Source organism: Staphylococcus epidermidis (assembly GCF_006742205.1).
GTDB classification, from domain to species: Bacteria; Bacillota; Bacilli; order Staphylococcales; family Staphylococcaceae; genus Staphylococcus; species Staphylococcus epidermidis.
This window is the reverse complement of sequence record NZ_AP019721.1, coordinates 1565883-1585932: the sequence shown is the minus strand read 5'-3', so window position 1 is coordinate 1585932 and position 20050 is coordinate 1565883. Positions and strand designations below refer to the sequence as shown.

The 20050-nt window shown below is 32.7% G+C and carries 18 protein-coding genes; all 18 read left to right on the top strand.

Annotated features, from left to right (window positions below; all coding sequences use genetic code 11):
- Positions 1-128 precede the first annotated feature (128 nt).
- The 18 genes from rimP to FNL83_RS07640 all read left to right on the top strand — a co-directional run bounded on the left by rimP (position 129) and on the right by FNL83_RS07640 (position 20046).
- Positions 129-596 carry a ribosome maturation factor RimP gene (gene rimP / locus FNL83_RS07725; protein ID WP_002439519.1) on the top strand — a complete coding sequence of 156 codons (468 nt, stop codon included), beginning with the start codon at positions 129-131 and terminating at the stop codon, positions 594-596.
- Positions 597-616: 20 nt separating this feature from the next.
- On the top strand, positions 617-1840 hold the full coding sequence (gene nusA, locus FNL83_RS07720) for a transcription termination factor NusA (RefSeq protein WP_002456565.1): 1224 nt from the start codon (positions 617-619) through the stop codon (positions 1838-1840).
- Between the two features lie 17 nt (positions 1841-1857).
- Complete coding sequence (gene rnpM, locus FNL83_RS07715) at positions 1858-2142, top strand: RNase P modulator RnpM (RefSeq protein ID WP_001829465.1); 285 nt, start codon at positions 1858-1860, stop codon at positions 2140-2142.
- Complete coding sequence (locus tag FNL83_RS07710) at positions 2142-2459, top strand: YlxQ family RNA-binding protein (RefSeq protein ID WP_002439520.1); 318 nt, start codon at positions 2142-2144, stop codon at positions 2457-2459. The genes rnpM and FNL83_RS07710 overlap by 1 nt, the downstream gene beginning before the upstream one ends.
- 4 nt (positions 2460-2463) lie before the next feature.
- The gene (gene infB / locus FNL83_RS07705) at positions 2464-4626 is read left to right on the top strand and encodes a translation initiation factor IF-2 (RefSeq protein ID WP_002468903.1); all 2163 of its coding nucleotides are present in this window, start codon (positions 2464-2466) and stop codon (positions 4624-4626) included.
- Between the two features lie 302 nt (positions 4627-4928).
- Positions 4929-5279 (top strand): 30S ribosome-binding factor RbfA, encoded by a 351-nt coding sequence (gene rbfA, locus FNL83_RS07700; RefSeq protein WP_001829509.1) that lies wholly within the window; start codon positions 4929-4931, stop codon positions 5277-5279.
- Between the two features lie 137 nt (positions 5280-5416).
- Positions 5417-6334 carry a tRNA pseudouridine(55) synthase TruB gene (truB, locus tag FNL83_RS07695; RefSeq protein ID WP_002456563.1) on the top strand — a complete coding sequence of 306 codons (918 nt, stop codon included), beginning with the start codon at positions 5417-5419 and terminating at the stop codon, positions 6332-6334.
- Between the two features lie 15 nt (positions 6335-6349).
- On the top strand, positions 6350-7321 hold the full coding sequence (locus FNL83_RS07690; RefSeq protein ID WP_001832563.1) for a bifunctional riboflavin kinase/FAD synthetase: 972 nt from the start codon (positions 6350-6352) through the stop codon (positions 7319-7321).
- A 119-nt stretch (positions 7322-7440) separates the two neighbouring features.
- Positions 7441-7710 carry a 30S ribosomal protein S15 gene (gene rpsO, locus FNL83_RS07685; RefSeq protein WP_002439528.1) on the top strand — a complete coding sequence of 90 codons (270 nt, stop codon included), beginning with the start codon at positions 7441-7443 and terminating at the stop codon, positions 7708-7710.
- A gap of 131 nt (positions 7711-7841) precedes the next feature.
- Positions 7842-9947, top strand: a complete 2106-nt coding sequence (gene pnp / locus FNL83_RS07680; protein ID WP_001832554.1) for a polyribonucleotide nucleotidyltransferase — start codon at positions 7842-7844, stop codon at positions 9945-9947.
- 367 nt (positions 9948-10314) lie between these two features.
- A complete protein-coding gene (gene rnjB, locus FNL83_RS07675) occupies positions 10315-11988 on the top strand; it encodes a ribonuclease J2 (RefSeq protein WP_002457357.1) in 1674 nt (557 codons plus the stop codon).
- A gap of 265 nt (positions 11989-12253) precedes the next feature.
- The gene (locus FNL83_RS07670) at positions 12254-14647 is read left to right on the top strand and encodes a DNA translocase FtsK (protein WP_002439534.1); all 2394 of its coding nucleotides are present in this window, start codon (positions 12254-12256) and stop codon (positions 14645-14647) included.
- 2 nt (positions 14648-14649) lie between these two features.
- Complete coding sequence (locus tag FNL83_RS07665) at positions 14650-15363, top strand: GntR family transcriptional regulator (RefSeq protein ID WP_002439536.1); 714 nt, start codon at positions 14650-14652, stop codon at positions 15361-15363.
- 30 nt (positions 15364-15393) lie between these two features.
- Positions 15394-16665, top strand: a complete 1272-nt coding sequence (gene yfmF / locus FNL83_RS07660) for an EF-P 5-aminopentanol modification-associated protein YfmF (RefSeq protein WP_002439538.1) — start codon at positions 15394-15396, stop codon at positions 16663-16665.
- Entirely contained in the window at positions 16665-17954 is a 1290-nt protein-coding gene (yfmH, locus tag FNL83_RS07655) for an EF-P 5-aminopentanol modification-associated protein YfmH (protein ID WP_001832569.1), read from the top strand. The genes yfmF and yfmH overlap by 1 nt, the downstream gene beginning before the upstream one ends.
- Complete coding sequence (gene ymfI / locus FNL83_RS07650; protein WP_002439542.1) at positions 17951-18655, top strand: elongation factor P 5-aminopentanone reductase; 705 nt, start codon at positions 17951-17953, stop codon at positions 18653-18655. Before yfmH ends, ymfI begins: the two co-directional genes overlap by 4 nt.
- A gap of 152 nt (positions 18656-18807) precedes the next feature.
- Entirely contained in the window at positions 18808-19635 is an 828-nt protein-coding gene (locus FNL83_RS07645; RefSeq protein ID WP_002456562.1) for a YmfK family protein, read from the top strand.
- A gap of 18 nt (positions 19636-19653) precedes the next feature.
- Complete coding sequence (locus tag FNL83_RS07640; protein ID WP_001832565.1) at positions 19654-20046, top strand: helix-turn-helix domain-containing protein; 393 nt, start codon at positions 19654-19656, stop codon at positions 20044-20046.
- Positions 20047-20050 lie beyond the last annotated feature (4 nt).

Sequence of the window (20050 nt, the reverse complement as noted above, 5' to 3'; positions counted from 1 at the left end):
GTAACCCTATATCAGTTTGTTTACTTATTAGACTTGTGATATACTAAATATGCGTAAAAAATGATTAACTCAGGCAGAAGAGTGGGCATAAACCCGCTCTTTTCTATTTGCCAAAAAAGGAGGCCTGTATGAGTAAAATTACTGAGCAAGTTGAAGCATTGATTCAACCAGTTTTAAATGATTTGAACTTTGAATTAGTAGACATTGAGTATGTTAAAGAAGGTAAAGACCATTTTTTAAGGATTTCCATTGATAAAGAAGGTGGCGTAGATCTTAATGATTGTACTATAGCTTCAGAAAAAATTAGTGAAGTTATGGATGAAAATGATCCAATACCTGAAATGTATTATCTTGATGTTGCATCGCCAGGGGCAGAAAGACCAATAAAAAAAGAAAAAGATTTTTATAATGCTATCAATCAACCCATTTTTGTATCTCTTTATGCACCAATTGAAGGAGATAAAGAATGGTTAGGTGTTTTAAAATCTGTAAATGATGAATCAATTAATATGGAAGTTAAAGAAAAGGCAAAAACAAAAGAAATTGAAATTCCAAGAAATAAAATAGCAAAAGCACGTCACGCTGTAATGATTTAACGTGATGAGGAGGAAAAAACGTGTCAAGTAATGAATTATTATTAGCTACTGAATATTTAGAAAAGGAAAAGAAAATTCCTAGAGAAGTTTTAATTGATGCAATTGAAGCAGCTTTAATTACTGCGTACAAGAAAAACTATGATAGTGCCAGAAATGTAAGAGTAGAATTAAATATGGACGAAGGTTCATTTAGAGTGATTGCACGTAAAGAAGTCGTAGAAGAAGTGTTTGATGACAGAGATGAAGTTGATTTAAGTACTGCTTTAGTCAAAAATCCTGCCTATGAAGTAGGAGATATTTATGAACAAGATGTAACACCGAAAGACTTCGGACGTGTAGGAGCTCAAGCAGCTAAGCAAGCTGTGATGCAACGACTTAGAGACGCAGAAAGAGAAATTTTATATGATGAATTTATCGATAAAGAAGAAGATATTCTAACAGGTGTGATTGACCGTGTAGACCATCGCTATGTATATGTGAATTTAGGAAGAATTGAAGCTGTGCTGTCAGAAGCTGAAAGAAGTCCTAATGAGAAATATATTCCTAATGAACGTATCAAGGTGTACGTAAATAAAGTTGAACAGACTACAAAAGGTCCACAAATTTACGTATCAAGAAGTCATCCTGGATTACTAAAACGCTTATTCGAACAAGAAGTTCCAGAAATTTATGATGGTACTGTTATTGTTAAATCAGTAGCGCGTGAAGCTGGAGATCGTTCTAAAATTAGCGTGTATTCTGATAATCCTGATATAGATGCTGTTGGCGCATGTGTAGGTTCTAAAGGAGCACGAGTAGAAGCGGTTGTTGAAGAACTTGGTGGCGAAAAAATCGATATCGTCCAATGGGATGAAGATCCGAAAGTATTTGTTCGTAATGCTTTAAGTCCATCACAAGTTTTAGAAGTAATTGTTGATGAAGAGAATCAATCAACTGTAGTTGTAGTTCCTGATTACCAATTATCCTTAGCTATAGGTAAAAGAGGGCAAAACGCACGTTTAGCTGCTAAATTAACAAGTTGGAAGATAGATATTAAATCAGAATCTGATGCCCGAGAAGCTGGAATTTATCCTGTTATTGAATCAGAAGAAGTTGCAGATGAAATTGTTAATTCCGGTGACGAAGATGTTGAGTTTGATAATGTTAACTTGGAAGAGACAAACTTAACTAGTACAGAATTAGCTGCTGAAAATGATGAAGATAAAAAAGATAAAACAGAAGAAGATAATGACACAGAATCATAGGTTGGAGTGATAAATTAATGAGAAAGAAAAAAATTCCAATGAGAAAATGTATTATATCTAATGAAATGCGTCCAAAAAAAGATATGATTCGAGTGGTTATTAACAAAGAAGGCGAAATCTTTGCAGATGCGACAGGAAAAAAACAAGGGCGCGGTGCATATGTGTCTAAAGATGTAGCTTTAGTTGAAAAGGCTCAACAAAGAGAAGTTTTAGAAAAATATTTTAACGCTACTAAAGATACACTTGATCCTGTTTATAAAGAAATAATAAGACTGATTTATAGAGAAGAGATCCCAAAATAATGACTAAAATGAAAATTTTTAATTTGCTTGGTTTAGCTATGAGAGCTGGTAAAATCAAAAGTGGCGAATCGGTCATCTTAAATGAGCTTAAAAAGAATCAAATAAAACTTGTCATATTAGCTAGCGATGCATCTAGTAACACTCTAAAACAAATGAATAATAAATGTAATAGTTACCAAGTGCCATTAAAAGTGTTTGGTACTAGAAATGAATTAGGGTTAGCAATAGGTAAAAGCGATAGAGTTAATATTGGTATAACAGATAATGGTTTTGCAAAAAAATTGTTATCAATGATAGATGAATATGGTAAGGAGTGATTATATGAGTAAAAAAAGAATTTACGAATATGCGAAAGAATTAAATCTAAAGAGTAAAGAGATTATAGATGAGTTAAAAAGTATGAATGTTGAAGTGTCAAATCATATGCAAGCTTTAGAAGAAGAACAAATCAAAGCATTAGATAAAAAATTTAAAGCCTCTCAAGCGAAAGACACTAATAAACAAAATACTCAAAATAATCACCAAAAATCTAATAATAAACAAAATTCTAACGATAAAGAAAAACAACAAAGTAAGAATAATAGTAAACCAACGAAGAAAAAAGAACAAAACAACAAAGGAAAACAGCAAAATAAAAACAATAAAACTAATAAGAATCAAAAAAACAATAAAAATAAAAAGAATAATAAAAATAATAAACCTCAAAATGAGGTAGCAGAAACAAAAGAAATGCCCTCTAAAATCACTTATCAAGAAGGCATAACTGTCGGTGAGTTAGCTGAAAAGCTAAATGTAGAATCAGCTGGTATTATTAAAAAATTGTTCTTACTAGGTATTATGGCTAATATCAATCAATCATTGGATGAAGAAACATTAGAATTAATTGCAGATGACTATGGCGTTGAAATAGAGAAAGAAGTAGTCGTTGATGAAGAAGATTTATCAATTTATTTTGATGATGAGACTGATGATTCTGATGCAATTGAACGTCCAGCAGTTGTTACAATCATGGGCCACGTAGACCATGGTAAAACGACTTTATTAGATTCTATTCGTAACACTAAAGTTACAGAAGGAGAAGCTGGCGGAATCACTCAACATATTGGTGCTTATCAAATTGAAAATTCAGGTAAAAAAATTACGTTCTTAGATACTCCTGGACATGCTGCATTTACGACTATGCGTGCACGTGGTGCTCAAGTTACTGATATTACAATTTTAGTCGTGGCCGCTGATGATGGTGTGATGCCTCAAACAATTGAAGCTATAAATCACGCTAAAGAAGCAGAAGTACCTACGATTGTTGCAGTAAACAAAATTGATAAACCAACTGCTAACCCTGATCGTGTTATGCAAGAACTCACTGAGTATGGATTAATTCCAGAAGACTGGGGCGGTGACACAATCTTTGTACCACTATCTGCATTGAGTGGAGACGGTATTGATGATTTATTAGAAATGATCGGTTTAGTAGCGGAGGTACAAGAACTTAAAGCTAATCCTAATAAACAAGCTGTAGGTACTGTGATTGAGGCTGAATTAGATAAATCACGAGGTCCAGCTGCATCTTTACTTGTTCAAAATGGTACTTTAAACGTTGGAGATGCAATTGTTGTAGGTAATACTTATGGACGTATACGTGCAATGGTTAATGATTTAGGAAAAAGAATTAAATCTGCCGGTCCTTCAACACCTGTAGAAATTACTGGTATTAACGATGTTCCACTTGCAGGTGATCGTTTTGTTGTATTTGGTGATGAAAAACAAGCACGTCGAATTGGTGAAGCACGTCATGAGGCAAGTGTCATACAGCAACGTCAAGAAAGTAAAAATGTTTCATTAGACAATTTATTTGAGCAAATGAAACAAGGTGAAATGAAAGATTTAAATGTCATCATTAAAGGTGATGTACAAGGTTCAGTTGAAGCATTGGCCGCATCTCTAATGAAAATAGATGTTGAAGGTGTGAATGTACGAATTATTCATACAGCTGTTGGTGCTATCAATGAATCAGATGTTACATTAGCAAATGCATCAAATGGTATTATTATTGGTTTTAATGTACGCCCAGATGCAGGTGCGAAACGTGCGGCTGAAGCTGAAAATGTAGATATGCGATTACACAGAGTTATCTATAATGTTATTGAAGAGATAGAATCAGCTATGAAAGGTTTACTTGACCCAGAATTTGAAGAGCAAGTCATTGGACAAGCTGAAGTGCGTCAAACATTTAAAGTTTCTAAAGTTGGTACAATTGCTGGTAGTTATGTGACTGAAGGTAAAATCACTCGTAACGCTGGTGTACGCGTAATTAGAGATGGTATCGTGTTATTTGAAGGTGAACTTGACACATTAAAACGTTTCAAAGATGATGCTAAAGAAGTAGCTCAAGGCTATGAATGTGGTATTACAATTGAAAAATATAATGATCTCAAAGAAGGAGACATTATTGAAGCGTTTGAAATGGTAGAAATTCAAAGATAATTTTTGAAACTTATTGAGAGGCTATATGCTAAGTTAAGTACTTTAAGATATTTCATAAACCTAATATCTTAAAGTAGAGTATGACATACTTTGCTTAACCAACAATCAAATTGAAGATATAAATTTTTGATTTGGAAAAGCTTAATGTTATGCTATCAATACTTTAGTTATGGTCTCTCATTTAGTATTATTTTATTGATTCGTTGTTGATAATTTAATAAAATGAACATCAATAGTTAATCATTAAATCTGATATTTCACATTTATTTGTGAGTAAAGTAAAAATAAAGAGAGGTGAGATGATGAATAATATAAGAGCAGAACGTGTAGGAGAACAAATGAAACAGGAAATCATGGACATTGTTAATAATAAAGTTAAAGACCCTAGAGTTGGTTTTTTAACAATTACTGATGTTGAACTAACCAATGACCTTTCACAAGCAAAGGTATATTTAACAGTGTTAGGGAATGATAAAGAAGTTGATAATACGTTTAAAGCTTTGCATAAAGCAACTGGGTTTATAAAATCTGAACTTGGTTCTCGAATGCGCCTAAGAATTATACCTGAGTTAACATTCGAATATGATGAATCTATCGAATACGGTAATAAGATAGAACGCATGATTCAAGAGTTACACAAAAATGATAAATAATATATTTTATAGTAGGCACAATCATTCATAAAGCATATTTTTGATATTGCCTACTATTTTTATGTAAAACGCTAATTAAAGAATTAAAATATCGTGTTATAATAATACACGTTATTAAAAGTTAAAGGTGTGACAACATGTATAATGGCATACTACCGGTATTTAAGAAACGAGGTTTAACAAGTCACGACGTCGTTTTTAAATTACGTAAAATTTTAAAAATGAAAAAAATTGGTCATACAGGAACATTAGATCCTGAAGTTAATGGTGTGTTACCAATTTGTTTAGGCGATGCGACAAAAGTCAGTGATTATATCATGGAAATGGGAAAAACTTATCACGCTATGATAACGCTAGGAAAGAGTACGACTACTGAAGACCAAACTGGAGATATTTTAGAAACTAGGGCTGTTGATAAGAATGATATTAATGAAGATACGATTGACCAAGTGTTGCAGCAATTTGAGGGGCATATTCAACAAATTCCGCCTATGTATTCTTCTGTTAAAGTAAATGGAAGAAAATTATATGAATATGCGAGAAATAATGAAACTGTCGAACGCCCTAAACGACAAGTTTTTATTAAAGATATACATAGAATATCTGAAGTTACTTTCCAGGAGCAGACATGTCATTTTGAAGTTGAAGTAACATGTGGTAAAGGAACTTATATTAGAACTTTAGCTACAGATATTGGACTTAAACTTGGTTTTCCAGCTCATATGTCACGTCTAACTAGAATTGCTTCTGGCGGTTTTCAATTAGAAAGTAGTTTAACGATTGATCAAATTAAAGAATTACATGAGCATGATTCATTACATAATGAATTGTTTCCTATAGAATATGGCTTAAAAGGTCTGAAATCATTCCAAGTGAAAGATTCAAATTTTAAAAAGAAAATCTGTAACGGTCAAAAATTTCATAAAAAAGTGTTAAGTCAAAATGTTAAAGAACCTTTTATATTTGTCGATAGTAGCACTCAAAAAGTTTTAGCAATATATATAGTTCATCCAGATAAACCTTATGAAATAAAACCTAAAAAAGTTTTTAATTAAAGGAGAAATAATATTATGAAAGTGATAGAAGTTACACATCCCATACAAAGTAATCAATTCATAACTGAAAATGTTGCTATGGCTTTTGGTTTCTTCGATGGTATGCATAGAGGTCACGACAAGGTGTTTCAAGTGCTTGATGAAAAAGCAAAAGAGCATCAACTTAAAAAGGCTGTTATGACGTTTGATCCACACCCCTCAGTCGTATTAAACCCTGAGCGTAAACGTACAACCTATCTTACACCACTTTCAGATAAGTTAGAAATGATAGCAGAACACGGTATAGACTATTGTATCGTTATCAATTTTTCATCAAGATTTGCTAATGTGACATCTGACGATTTCATAAAAAATTATATTATTAATAATCATGTTAAAGAAGTGATTGCAGGGTTTGATTTCACCTTTGGTAAATTTGGAAAAGGAAATATGACGGTACTTCAGGAATCAAAAGCTTTTAATACGACTATTGTAGGAAAACAAGAGATGGATTCTGAAAAAATTTCTACAACTGCAATACGCCAAGCGCTTACAGATGGTCATTTACAGAAAGCAAATGACGAATTAGGGTATATATATAGGATTAAAGGAACTGTAGTACAAGGTGAAAAACGTGGAAGAACAATTGGTTTTCCAACAGCTAATGTGCAACCCAGTGATGATTATGTACTACCAAAAAAAGGTGTTTACGCAGTGAGTATGGAAATTGGTCCAGAGAGTAAATTACATCGTGGTGTAGCTAACGTTGGAGTTAAACCAACATTCCACGATCCAACTAGGGCTGAGTTAGTTATTGAAGTGAATATATTTGATTTTAATGAAAATATTTACGGTGAACGTGTGACTGTGTATTGGCATCACTTTTTAAGACCAGAAGTTAAATTTGATGGTATCGATCCATTAGTTAAACAAATGAATGAAGATAAAGCGCAGGCTAAACATTTATTATCTATTGATTTCGATGATGATATATCATATAATATATAAAGTTGACAGAGATACAAGATTATTCTTATTCTCTAGATATACCTTTTTCTTAGTAGGTCGATTCTCCGACGCCTCACTCAGATTAAGGAGTTAAATTATAATTAAGGAGGAAATTGATAATGGCAATTTCACAACAACGTAAAGATGAATTAATTAAAGAATATCGTGTGCACGAAACTGATACTGGTTCACCAGAAGTCCAAATCGCTGTATTAACTGCAGAAATTACTGCATTAAATGAGCATTTACGTGAACACAAGAAAGACCACCATTCACGTCGTGGTTTATTGAAAATGGTAGGTCGTCGTCGTCACTTATTAAACTACTTACGTAGTAAAGATATTCAACGTTACCGTGAATTAATTAAATCATTAGGTATTCGTCGTTAATCTTAATATAGAATTAGGAAAGCACCATGGATGGTACTTTCCTTTTTTTATTATGTATCATAATAAAAAATATAAAATCAGTTAAATAAATGATATGATATAAATATTAGAATTAAGAGAGGAGATTCATAATGTCTCAAGAGAAGAAAGTTTTTAAAACTGAATGGGCTGGGCGTTCTTTAACTATTGAGACAGGACAATTAGCAAAGCAAGCTAATGGTGCTGTTTTAGTGCGTTATGGAGATACAGTTGTCCTATCAACTGCAACTGCTTCTAAAGAACCTAGAGATGGCGATTTTTTCCCATTAACTGTAAATTACGAAGAAAAAATGTATGCTGCTGGTAAAATACCAGGAGGATTCAAAAAAAGAGAAGGTCGCCCTGGTGATGAAGCAACGTTAACAGCTCGTCTCATTGATAGACCTATTCGTCCACTGTTTCCAAAAGGATATAGACATGACGTACAAATCATGAATATTGTCTTAAGTGCTGATCCAGATTGCTCACCAGAAATGGCAGCAATGATTGGTTCTTCGATGGCGTTAAGTGTTTCAGATATTCCATTCCAAGGTCCCATCGCAGGTGTAAATGTAGGTTATATCGATGGCAAATATGTCATTAATCCTTCCGTCGCTGATAAAGAAATTTCTAGATTAGATTTAGAAGTTGCTGGTCATAAAGATGCGGTAAACATGGTTGAAGCAGGCGCAAGTGAAATTACTGAGAGTGAGATGCTTGAGGCTATTTTCTTCGGACACGAGGAAATCAAACGACTTGTTGCATTCCAACAAGAAATCATCGATCACATTCAACCGATAAAACAAGAATTTGTACCGGTGGAAAGAGACGAAGATTTAGTTGAAAAAGTAAAAAGTTTAACTGAAGATAAAGGACTTAAGGACACGGTTTTAACTTTCGATAAGCAACAACGAGATGAAAACTTAGATGCTCTGAAAGAAGAAGTTGTTGGTCATTTTCTAGATGAAGAAGATCCTGAAAATGAAACGCTTGTTAAAGAAGTTTATGCAATTCTAAATGACTTAATTAAAGAAGAAGTAAGACGTCTAATTGCAGATGAAAAAATACGACCTGATGGACGTAAAGTAGATGAAATAAGACCTCTTGAATCAGAAGTTGGTTTGTTACCAAGAGCTCATGGGTCAGGTTTATTTACTCGTGGTCAGACACAAGCACTTTCAGTTTTAACTTTAGGCGCACTTGGAGATTATCAATTAATTGATGGTTTAGGACCTGAGGTAGAAAAACGTTTTATGCATCATTATAACTTTCCTAATTTCTCTGTAGGAGAAACTGGCCCTGTACGTGCACCTGGTAGACGTGAGATTGGGCATGGTGCGCTTGGTGAAAGAGCATTACGTTACATTATACCTGATACTCAAGATTTCCCTTATACAATTCGTATTGTAAGTGAAGTATTAGAGTCTAACGGTTCATCATCTCAAGCATCGATTTGTGGTTCAACATTAGCATTAATGGATGCCGGTGTACCAATTAAAGCGCCAGTCGCAGGGATTGCAATGGGACTAGTAACGCGTGACGATAGCTATACAATTTTAACTGATATTCAAGGAATGGAAGATGCATTAGGTGATATGGACTTCAAAGTAGCAGGTACTAAAGACGGTATTACTGCGATTCAAATGGATATTAAAATTGATGGTTTAACTCGAGAAGTTATTGAAGAAGCACTAGAACAAGCGCGTCAAGGACGATTAGCTATTATGGATCATATGCTTCACACGATTGAACAACCACGCGAAGAATTAAGTGCTTACGCACCAAAAGTGGTAACTATGAGTATTAATCCAGATAAAATTCGAGACGTGATTGGACCAGGTGGTAAGAAAATCAATGAAATTATCGACGAAACTGGAGTTAAATTAGATATTGAACAAGATGGTACAATCTTTATAGGTGCTGTAGATCAAGCGATGATTAACCGTGCAAAAGAAATTATCGAAGATATTACACGCGAAGCGGAAGTTGGACAAGTATATCATGCTAAAGTAAAACGTATTGAAAAGTATGGTGCTTTCGTTGAATTGTTCCCTGGTAAAGACGCGTTATTACACATTTCTCAAATTTCACAAGAAAGAATTAATAAAGTAGAAGATGTTCTTAAAATTGGAGATACAATTGAAGTGAAAATTACTGAAATCGATAAACAAGGTCGCGTTAATGCGTCACATAAAGTATTAGAGCAATCTAAAAATTAAAATGTATCATATATGAACTTAATGTATTTGTTCTGTAAAAAGCTGCCGACAAAGCTAAATGCTTTGCGAGCAGTTTTTTTATTTTAATATGACTATTCAGTGAGATAAATGTATTTTGTTAGTGATGTTATATGGTGACTGAAAAACATATATTCAATTAAAATCATTTAATAAGTAAAAGTAATATTTAGTATGTACATGCGACAATTGCTTTATTAAATATGATAAAAATATTAATCTTAAAAAATATAATCTCAATAATCAAATGGTATAACAGTGCAATAATAGTGTACATCAAGGTCGTTTTAACTTATAATAAATAGTGAGTTTATATATGGACGGGTCACTATTTATAGGAGGTAACATTTTGAGTTTAATAAAGAAAAAAAATAAAGATATTCGTATTATTCCACTCGGTGGAGTAGGCGAAATCGCTAAAAATATGTACATCGTTGAAGTAGACGATGAAATGTTTATGTTGGATGCAGGATTAATGTTCCCAGAAGATGAAATGCTTGGGGTAGATATCGTTATTCCTGACATTCAATATGTCATTGAAAACAAAGAAAGATTAAAAGGAATATTTCTTACACACGGTCATGAACATGCTATAGGCGCAGTAAGTTATGTGTTAGAACAAATCGATGCACCAGTTTATGGTTCTAAATTGACAATCGCACTTGTTAAAGAAGCAATGAAGGCCCGAAATATTAAAAAGAAAGTACGTTACTATACTGTAAACCATGATTCAATTATGAGATTTAAAAATGTTAACGTGAGTTTCTTTAATACGACACATAGCATTCCTGATAGCTTAGGCGTATGTATTCATACTTCGTATGGTTCTATAGTTTATACTGGAGAGTTTAAGTTTGATCAAAGTTTGCATGGACATTATGCTCCAGACTTGAAACGAATGGCAGAAATTGGTGATGAGGGTGTGTTCGCATTAATCAGTGATTCAACAGAAGCTGAAAAGCCTGGATATAACACGCCTGAAAATATTATTGAACATCACATGTATGATGCTTTTGCCAAGGTTAAAGGTAGACTTATTGTATCATGCTATGCTTCAAACTTCGTTCGTATTCAACAAGTGCTTAACATTGCAAGTCAACTTAATCGTAAAGTGTCATTTTTAGGTCGTTCACTTGAAAGTTCGTTTAACATAGCACGTAAAATGGGATACTTTGATATACCAAAAGATTTATTAATACCTATTAACGAAGTGGAAAATTATCCTAAAAATGAAGTGATTATTATTGCTACAGGTATGCAAGGTGAACCAGTAGAAGCATTAAGTCAAATGGCTCGCAAAAAGCATAAAATTATGAACATAGAAGAAGGAGATTCAATATTCCTAGCAATTACTGCTTCAGCTAATATGGAGGTTATTATTGCAGATACATTAAATGAGTTAGTGCGTGCTGGAGCACATATAATTCCAAACAACAAGAAAATTCATGCGTCAAGTCATGGTTGTATGGAAGAATTGAAAATGATGTTAAATATTATGAAACCTGAATATTTTGTACCTGTTCAAGGTGAATTTAAAATGCAGATTGCACATGCCAAATTAGCAGCAGAAACCGGTGTAGCACCTGAGAAAATTTTCTTAGTTGAAAAAGGCGACGTGATTAGTTATAACGGTAAAGATATGATTTTAAATGAAAAAGTTCAATCAGGTAATATACTTATTGATGGGATTGGCGTTGGTGACGTAGGTAATATCGTATTAAGAGACAGACATCTATTAGCCGAAGACGGTATTTTTATTGCGGTTGTGACATTAGATCCTAAAAATCGACGTATTGCTGCAGGACCTGAAATTCAATCAAGAGGCTTCGTCTATGTTAGAGAAAGTGAAGAACTTTTGAAAGAGGCTGAAGAAAAAGTACGTAAAATTGTAGAGGAAGGTCTTCAAGAAAAACGAATAGAATGGTCAGAAATCAAGCAAAATATGAGAGATCAAATCAGTAAGTTACTATTTGAGAGTACAAAACGCCGTCCAATGATTATTCCAGTCATATCGGAGATCTAATCTTAATAGAATAATATTTAAAGAGGTTGGGACAATTTAGTAAAGCAAAATCATGTTTAATGACTTTGTTCAACAATTAGTTTTTCTTTTAATTATTTATCAGTTTCTAAAATCTTAGAGTTTGGTAAATATGAAAGTGAATCTAAATAATCTAAGTTGTTCTTGCCTCTTTCATCTTATTAAAAATACATATAAGTATATATTCAAATGGGATGAATACTCTAAATATAGTAATGATGAGAGATTAAAAAAGAAGGTGTAGGTATTGCCACAAGCAAAAAAAAGAACATCGACGAAGAGAAAGGGTAATAAAAAAACGAATAAAAAAAAGCAAAATGAAACGCCTTTAAGATATATATTCTCAATAATTGTAGTAATTCTTATTATACTAGGCGCTTTTCAATTAGGAATCATTGGTAGAATGATTGATAGCTTTTTTAATTATCTTTTTGGTATGAGTCGATATTTAACTTATATTTTAGTACTTATTGCAACAATTTTTATAACATACTCTAAGCAAATACCTAGAACTCGACGTAGTATCGGTGCAATAGTTTTACAATTAGCTTTGTTATTTATAGCGCAATTGTATTTTCATTTTTCACATAATATCACTTCTCAAAGAGAGCCTGTACTGTCCTTTGTTTATAAAGCTTATGAACAAACACATTTTCCAAATTTTGGGGGAGGCTTAATAGGTTTTTATTTACTTAAACTATTTATACCTCTCATATCTATTGTAGGTGTAATAATAATTACTATCCTATTACTAGCTTCGAGTTTCATTTTATTACTTAATTTAAGACATAGAGATGTTACAAAAAGTTTATTCGACAACCTCAAGTCATCAAGTAATCATGCATCTGAGTCAATAAAACAAAAAAGAGAACAAAATAAGATTAAAAAAGAAGAAAAAGCCCAATTAAAAGAGGCAAAAATTGAACGAAAAAAACAAAAAAAATCACGTCAGAATAATAATGTCATTAAAGATGTTAGTGATTTTCCAGAGATTTCTCAGTCAGACGATATTCCAATATATGGTCATAATGAGCAAGAAGATAAAAGACCAAATACTGCTAACCAACGTCAAAAACGTGTTTTGGATAATGAACAATTTCAACAATCATTACCAAGTACCAAAAATCAATCAATAAATAATAATCAGCCATCTACAACCGCTGAAAACAATCAACAACAAAGTCAGGCTGAAGGCTCAATATCTGAAGCTGGTGAAGAAGCCAATATTGAGTATACGGTGCCACCTTTATCCTTATTAAAACAGCCTACTAAACAAAAAACTACTTCAAAAGCTGAAGTCCAACGTAAAGGTCAGGTTTTAGAATCTACACTAAAAAACTTTGGAGTTAATGCTAAAGTAACACAAATTAAAATCGGTCCTGCAGTTACGCAATATGAAATTCAACCAGCGCAAGGTGTTAAAGTAAGTAAAATAGTCAATCTCCATAATGACATTGCATTAGCTTTGGCTGCGAAAGATGTACGAATAGAAGCACCTATTCCAGGTCGCTCTGCGGTAGGAATTGAGGTTCCCAATGATAAAATCTCACTTGTCACTCTAAAAGAAGTTTTAGAAGATAAGTTCCCATCTAAGTATAAATTAGAAGTCGGCATTGGTAGAGATATTTCTGGTGATCCAATATCAATTCAATTAAATGAAATGCCTCACTTACTCGTTGCTGGTTCAACAGGAAGCGGTAAATCAGTTTGTATTAATGGTATTATAACGAGTATATTACTCAACACAAAACCGCACGAAGTTAAACTTATGTTAATCGATCCTAAAATGGTAGAGTTAAATGTTTACAATGGTATTCCTCATTTACTTATACCGGTTGTAACAAACCCACATAAAGCGTCTCAAGCTTTAGAAAAAATTGTTTCAGAAATGGAACGTCGTTATGATTTGTTTCAACATTCATCGACACGAAATATTGAAGGATATAACCAATATATACGCAAACAGAATGAAGAACTTGATGAAAAACAACCTGAGTTACCGTATATCGTCGTAATAGTGGATGAATTGGCTGATTTAATGATGGTTGCAGGTAAAGAAGTAGAAAATGCTATCCAACGTATTACTCAAATGGCTAGAGCAGCGGGTATACACTTAATTGTAGCTACTCAAAGACCTTCCGTTGATGTTATTACTGGTATTATTAAAAATAACATTCCATCAAGAATTGCGTTCGCTGTAAGTTCTCAAACTGACTCTAGAACAATAATTGGTGCTGGTGGAGCTGAAAAGCTACTTGGTAAAGGTGATATGCTATATGTTGGTAACGGAGAATCTACTACAACCCGAATTCAAGGTGCTTTTTTAAGTGATCAAGAAGTGCAAGATGTTGTTAATTATGTTGTAGAGCAACAGAAAGCAAATTATGTTAAAGAAATGGAACCAGATGCACCTGTAGATAAATCAGAAATGAAGAGTGAGGATGCTTTATATGATGAAGCTTATTTATTTGTAATAGAAAAGCAAAAAGCTAGTACTTCTTTATTACAACGACAATTTAGAATCGGTTATAATCGAGCTTCAAGGCTCATGGATGATTTGGAACGTAACCAAGTTATTGGTCCACAAAAAGGAAGTAAACCTAGACAAATATTAGTTGATTTAGAAAATGACGAGGTGTAAAAATGTCGGAAATGAGTGCAATCTATAGAGTAAAACAATACATTTTAAATTTAATCAAAGATGGTGAACTAACCAATGGAAGTAAATTACCTAGTAATTTGTCAATTGCGAGAGCATTAAATGTTAAAACAGATGATGTTTATGATGGTATAGATGAGTTGATTACTGAACAAGTAGTAACGGATAATTTTGAAGAGGGGACTAGCGTAAAAGTAAAGCCCCCTTTCTATTACCCGTTAAATAAAATTATTAGTATAGGGACTATGATTAAAGAAGCGGGTTATGAAGCAGGAACAGAATATCTGAATCTTGACGAGCAACCTGCAACTATTTTAGATGCTGAACATTTAGGTATAGAAACAAAAGAACCTATAACAATTATTGAGAGACTAAGGACTGCTAATCATAAGCCTGTCGTATATTGTTTAGACAAAATAGCAAAAACTTATCTAACTTGTACAGATTATCAACAGAGTAGTGGTTCAATGTTAGAAGCTATTAAAGCATCTACAAATCATCAAATCATGCATGCAGAAATGGATTTAGAAGCAATTAGTTACGAACCCCATATCTCTGAAGTGCTTAATGCTTCACCTCACGAAGGGCTTATGTTACTTAAAGTAGTACATTATGACGAAAAGCATCAACCAATTTTGTATTCTTTAAATTATATTAAGAGTAGTTTAGTTAAATTCACTATTACTAAAAGTGAATAAATTGTCATATTAAAACCAGGAGGTTAGATTTTGAAGAGATTCAATCAAGATAACACAAAAGTTCGAGTCAATGTTTTGCCTACCGATAAATTTAAAACAACGACAATTACATTTAAATTTATGGCACCATTAAACTATAAAACAATTACTTCACGTTCAATTTTAAGTAAAGTATTAGTTCGTGCAACACAACAATGGCCCACCGATAAAACTTTAAATAAACAGTTATCAGAATTGTATGGCGCCTATGTTAATAGTTTTGTTTCTAAGTTTAAAGATAAGCATGTTATTACAATCTCATTAGAAGTAGTTAATGAAAAATTCTTAAAAGATAAAACCCCTTTATTTGAAAAGGGATTAGATACGTTAAAAGAAATAATTTGGAATCCATTAATCAAAGATAGATGCTTTGATCATACATATGTAGCTCAAGAAAAGTCTTTACTTAGCAAAAAACTTGAAGCAATGGAAGATAATAAAGCACAGTATTCATTTCTTCAGTTAATGAATTATATGTTTAAACAAGAACCCTATCGATATATAGCGACAGGTCAATTAGAACAAATTCCACAAGTGACTTCTGAAAGTCTATACGATACATATCTATCCATGGTACAAAATGATGATTGTGCCATATATGTTGTAGGAAATATTAACAAAGAGGAAGTAACGCAACTAATTCTAGATAAGTTTGCAATTAAGCCTTTCTATTTAGAAAATAAAGAAAGTACTGAAATCACACCTTCTTTTGATCAACCGCAATATATAATTGAAAAAGACGATGTTGACCAAGCTAAATTGAATTTGGGATATCGCTTTCCATCTTATTATGGGAAAAGTAATTACTATGCATTTATAGTATTAAATATGATGTTTGGAGGAGATCCTTCCTCAGTACTATTTAATGAAGTCAGAGAAAAGCAAAGTTTGGCATACTCTATACATTCACAAATTGATGGTAAAAACGGATTTTTATTTGTTTTAAGTGGTGTTTCTGCTGAGAAATATGAGCAAGCAAAAGATACTGTCATCAAAGAGTTTGATAAGATAAAAAATGGAGATTTTGATTCTAATAAAATTGAATTAGCTAAAAAAATCATTATTTCCCATAGACACGAAGCATCAGATAGACCTAAAAGTATAATTGAAATACTACATAATCAATTATTATTAAACCGACAGCAAACTGATCAAGATTTTATAAATGCAGTTAATCAAGTGACGAAAAAAGATGTTATTAAATTGGCAAATGAAGCTGTTCTAGATACAATTTATGTACTAACGAAAGGAGACCAACACTGATGAAAACACATCAATATGAACTTATAGATGAGAAAGTTTTCGAACATGAGTTTGATAATGGATTGAAATTATTTATCATTCCTAAGCCTGGTTTTCAAAAAACGTATGTGACCTACACAACACAGTTTGGTTCATTGGACAATCATTTTAAGCCCATAGGTAGTCAGCAATTTGTAAAAGTTCCTGACGGTGTGGCACATTTTTTAGAACATAAATTGTTTGAAAAAGAAGATGAAGATTTATTTACTGCATTTGCCGAAGAGAATGCGCAAGCTAATGCTTTTACAAGCTTTGATCGTACGAGTTATTTATTTAGCGCAACAAGTAATATTGAAAGTAACATTAAACGTCTCCTCAATATGGTAGAAACACCTTATTTTACTGAAGAAACAGTTAATAAAGAAAAAGGGATTATAGCTGAGGAAATTAAAATGTACCAGGAACAACCAGGATATAAATTAATGTTTAATACTTTAAGGGCTATGTATTCCAAGCACCCGATACGGGTGGATATCGCTGGTAGTGTTGAAAGCATTTATGAAATAACAAAAGATGATTTATATCTATGCTATGAGACATTTTATCATCCCTCTAATATGGTGTTGTTTGTGGTAGGCGATGTTAGTCCTCAATCGATAATTAAACTTGTAGAAAAGCATGAAAATCAAAGAAATAAAACTTATCAACCACGTATTGAACGTGCGCAAATTGATGAGCCTAGAGAGATAAATCAACGGTTTGTTTCTGAGAAAATGAAGTTACAGTCACCACGATTGATGCTAGGTTTTAAAAATGAACCATTAGATGAAAGTGCAACTAAATTTGTTCAAAGAGATTTGGAAATGACATTTTTCTACGAATTGGTTTTTGGAGAGGAAACGGAGTTTTATCAACAACTTTTAAATAAAGATTTAATAGATGAAACATTCGGTTATCAATTTGTATTGGAACCGAGCTACAGTTTTTCAATTATTACTAGTGCAACACAACAGCCTGATCTATTTAAACAATTAATAATGGATGAATTAAGAAAATATAAAGGAAACCTTAAAGATCAAGAAGCATTTGATTTGTTGAAAAAGCAATTTATTGGAGAATTCATATCAAGTTTAAATTCTCCAGAATATATTGCTAATCAATATGCAAAACTCTATTTCGAGGGAGTGAGTGTATTTGATATGCTTGATATCGTAGAAAATATTACGTTAGAGAGTGTAAATGAAACTTCCGAATTATTCTTGAACTTTGACCAACTTGTTGATAGTCGTTTGGAGATGGAAAATAGATGAAAGCGCTAGTCATAGGTGGTTCTGGAACAATAGGTCGTGCCATTGTAAAACGACTGCTATTTGAAGGTTATGAAGTTTTCTTACATTATCATTCAGCTCAATATTCTGATTTAAGTAATCAATTTAAAAATAGCAAAGTTACATTTATTCAATGTGATTTAACCAAAGATATAGAGCTCGAAGATTACTTTGGACACATTGACGAGCTAGATTGTCTAATTTATACCAGTGGGACAGCATTATATGGCATGTTACAAGATATGAGTGATTGTGACATCGATAATAGTTATGCATTAAATGTAAGACAATTTATACGTTTGACTCGCTACTTTATTGATATTTTAAGGCAGAGTAACAATGGACGTATCATTGTTATTTCATCAATTTGGGGAGAAACTGGAGCTAGTTTAGAGACAATCTATTCAGCGATGAAAAGTGCTCAAATTGGTTTTGTTAAAGCATTAAGTCAAGAATTAGCTTTAACTTCAGTAACTGTAAATGCTATTACACCAGGTATGGTAAAAGGGAAAATGAGCGATGTATGGTCGAAAGATGAGTTATCGAATATAGTATCAGAGTTACCTCAGCAAAGAATGATTGATCCTTCTGAAGTGGCACATGCTTGTGCATACTTGTGTAGTACTATGTCAAAAAGTATTACGGGTACAGTACATAAAGTGAATGGCGGATGGTATATTTAAATGCTTTGTCAGTAAAAGATAAGTTTCTTGTTTCAATTGTTATAGGAGCAACATTTTAGTAATAATAAAAGAAGTATCTTTTTATTATTGGTGTTATAATATGATAAACAAAGATTTCATGTGCTTCGTTGTTAACAAGGGGTGATCAAGAAATGACTTTTGCAAAAAGGAAAGAGTGGTACTTAGAATATGAGATAACTGTAAATCGTGCTGGCTTACTCGGTGATATTTCAAGTTTGCTTGGAATGCTCGGCATTAGTATTGTTACAATTAATGGTGTTGATCAGGGAAAAAGGGGATTGTTAATTAAAACAGATCAACTAGAAAAGGTCGAAAGGTTCGAACAAATTGTAAAAGAAATTAATGAAATAGAAATTACAAAGTTAAGAGTTCCTGAATTACGAGATAGACTCGCTGTACGACACGGTAGATATATTGAACAAGATGCTGATGATAAAAAGACTTTTAAATTTGAACGAGAAGATTTAGGATTACTTGTTGATTTTTTAGCTGAGTTATTTAAAGAAGAAGGACATAAATTAATCGGAATACGTGGAATGCCTAGAGTTGGTAAAACTGAATCTATTGTAGCTGGAAGTGTTTGTGCACATAAAAGATGGTTATTCATAAGCTCAACTTTAATTAAACAAACAGTAAGGCGTTCACTATTTAAAGGTGAATATGATTCTAATCACGTATATATCATTGATGGTGCGGTAACAGCACGTGAATTGAACCCTGAGCACCAAGAATTGGTGAGAGAGGTTATGACGTTACCCTCAATAAAAGTAGTTGAACATCCAGATTTATTTGTAGAGTCGTGCAATTATAATATGGAAGATTTTGACTATATTATTGAATTGAGAGAAAATGAAGATCAAGAGATTCGATATGAAGAAATGAAGAAACATACGGTTCAAAGCAAGAATAATTTAGATTTTGGAGATCCATTTGGTGGAGGGTTTGGTTTCTTTGAATAATGTCTAGGAGGACTTTGAGTGAAAACGATTGGTGAAGTGTTGAAAAGTAGACGTGAAAGATTGGGTATGACACTAAGTGAATTAGAACAAAGAACTCAGTTAAAGCGTCAAACGTTAATACATATAGAAAATAATGATTTTAATGAACTAGCCAAGAGTGATTATACTGAAGGTTTTATTAGAAAATACGCTAAAGTTGTAAATATCGAACCAAATCAACTTATTGAAGCACATCAAGATGAGATTCCTGAAACACAATATCAAATTGATGATGTGATACAAACATTTTCTAATGGGTATGAACCCCCTTACCGACGTCAATCTAAGGAAGCGTTTCAATTGTTGATGTGGATGGGTTTCATTATTTTAATATCTTTAATCGTTTGGATACTCGCAGTATTAATTATATAAATAT

Excerpts from the sequence above, each read along its gene's own strand:
- ymfI (WP_002439542.1), top strand. The coding sequence starts at position 17,951 with ATGAAAGCGCTAGTCATAGGTGGTTCTGGAACAATAGGTCGTGCCATT.
- pnp (WP_001832554.1), top strand. The coding sequence starts at position 7,842 with ATGTCTCAAGAGAAGAAAGTTTTTAAAACTGAATGGGCTGGGCGTTCT.
- FNL83_RS07665 (WP_002439536.1), top strand. The coding sequence starts at position 14,650 with ATGTCGGAAATGAGTGCAATCTATAGAGTAAAACAATACATTTTAAAT.
- FNL83_RS07710 (WP_002439520.1), top strand. The coding sequence starts at position 2,142 with ATGACTAAAATGAAAATTTTTAATTTGCTTGGTTTAGCTATGAGAGCT.
- rbfA (WP_001829509.1), top strand. The coding sequence starts at position 4,929 with ATGAATAATATAAGAGCAGAACGTGTAGGAGAACAAATGAAACAGGAA.
- FNL83_RS07690 (WP_001832563.1), top strand. The coding sequence starts at position 6,350 with ATGAAAGTGATAGAAGTTACACATCCCATACAAAGTAATCAATTCATA.
- rnpM (WP_001829465.1), top strand. The coding sequence starts at position 1,858 with ATGAGAAAGAAAAAAATTCCAATGAGAAAATGTATTATATCTAATGAA.
- yfmH (WP_001832569.1), top strand. The coding sequence starts at position 16,665 with ATGAAAACACATCAATATGAACTTATAGATGAGAAAGTTTTCGAACAT.
- FNL83_RS07645 (WP_002456562.1), top strand. The coding sequence starts at position 18,808 with ATGACTTTTGCAAAAAGGAAAGAGTGGTACTTAGAATATGAGATAACT.
- infB (WP_002468903.1), top strand. The coding sequence starts at position 2,464 with ATGAGTAAAAAAAGAATTTACGAATATGCGAAAGAATTAAATCTAAAG.
- rimP (WP_002439519.1), top strand. The coding sequence starts at position 129 with ATGAGTAAAATTACTGAGCAAGTTGAAGCATTGATTCAACCAGTTTTA.
- rpsO (WP_002439528.1), top strand. The coding sequence starts at position 7,441 with ATGGCAATTTCACAACAACGTAAAGATGAATTAATTAAAGAATATCGT.
- truB (WP_002456563.1), top strand. The coding sequence starts at position 5,417 with ATGTATAATGGCATACTACCGGTATTTAAGAAACGAGGTTTAACAAGT.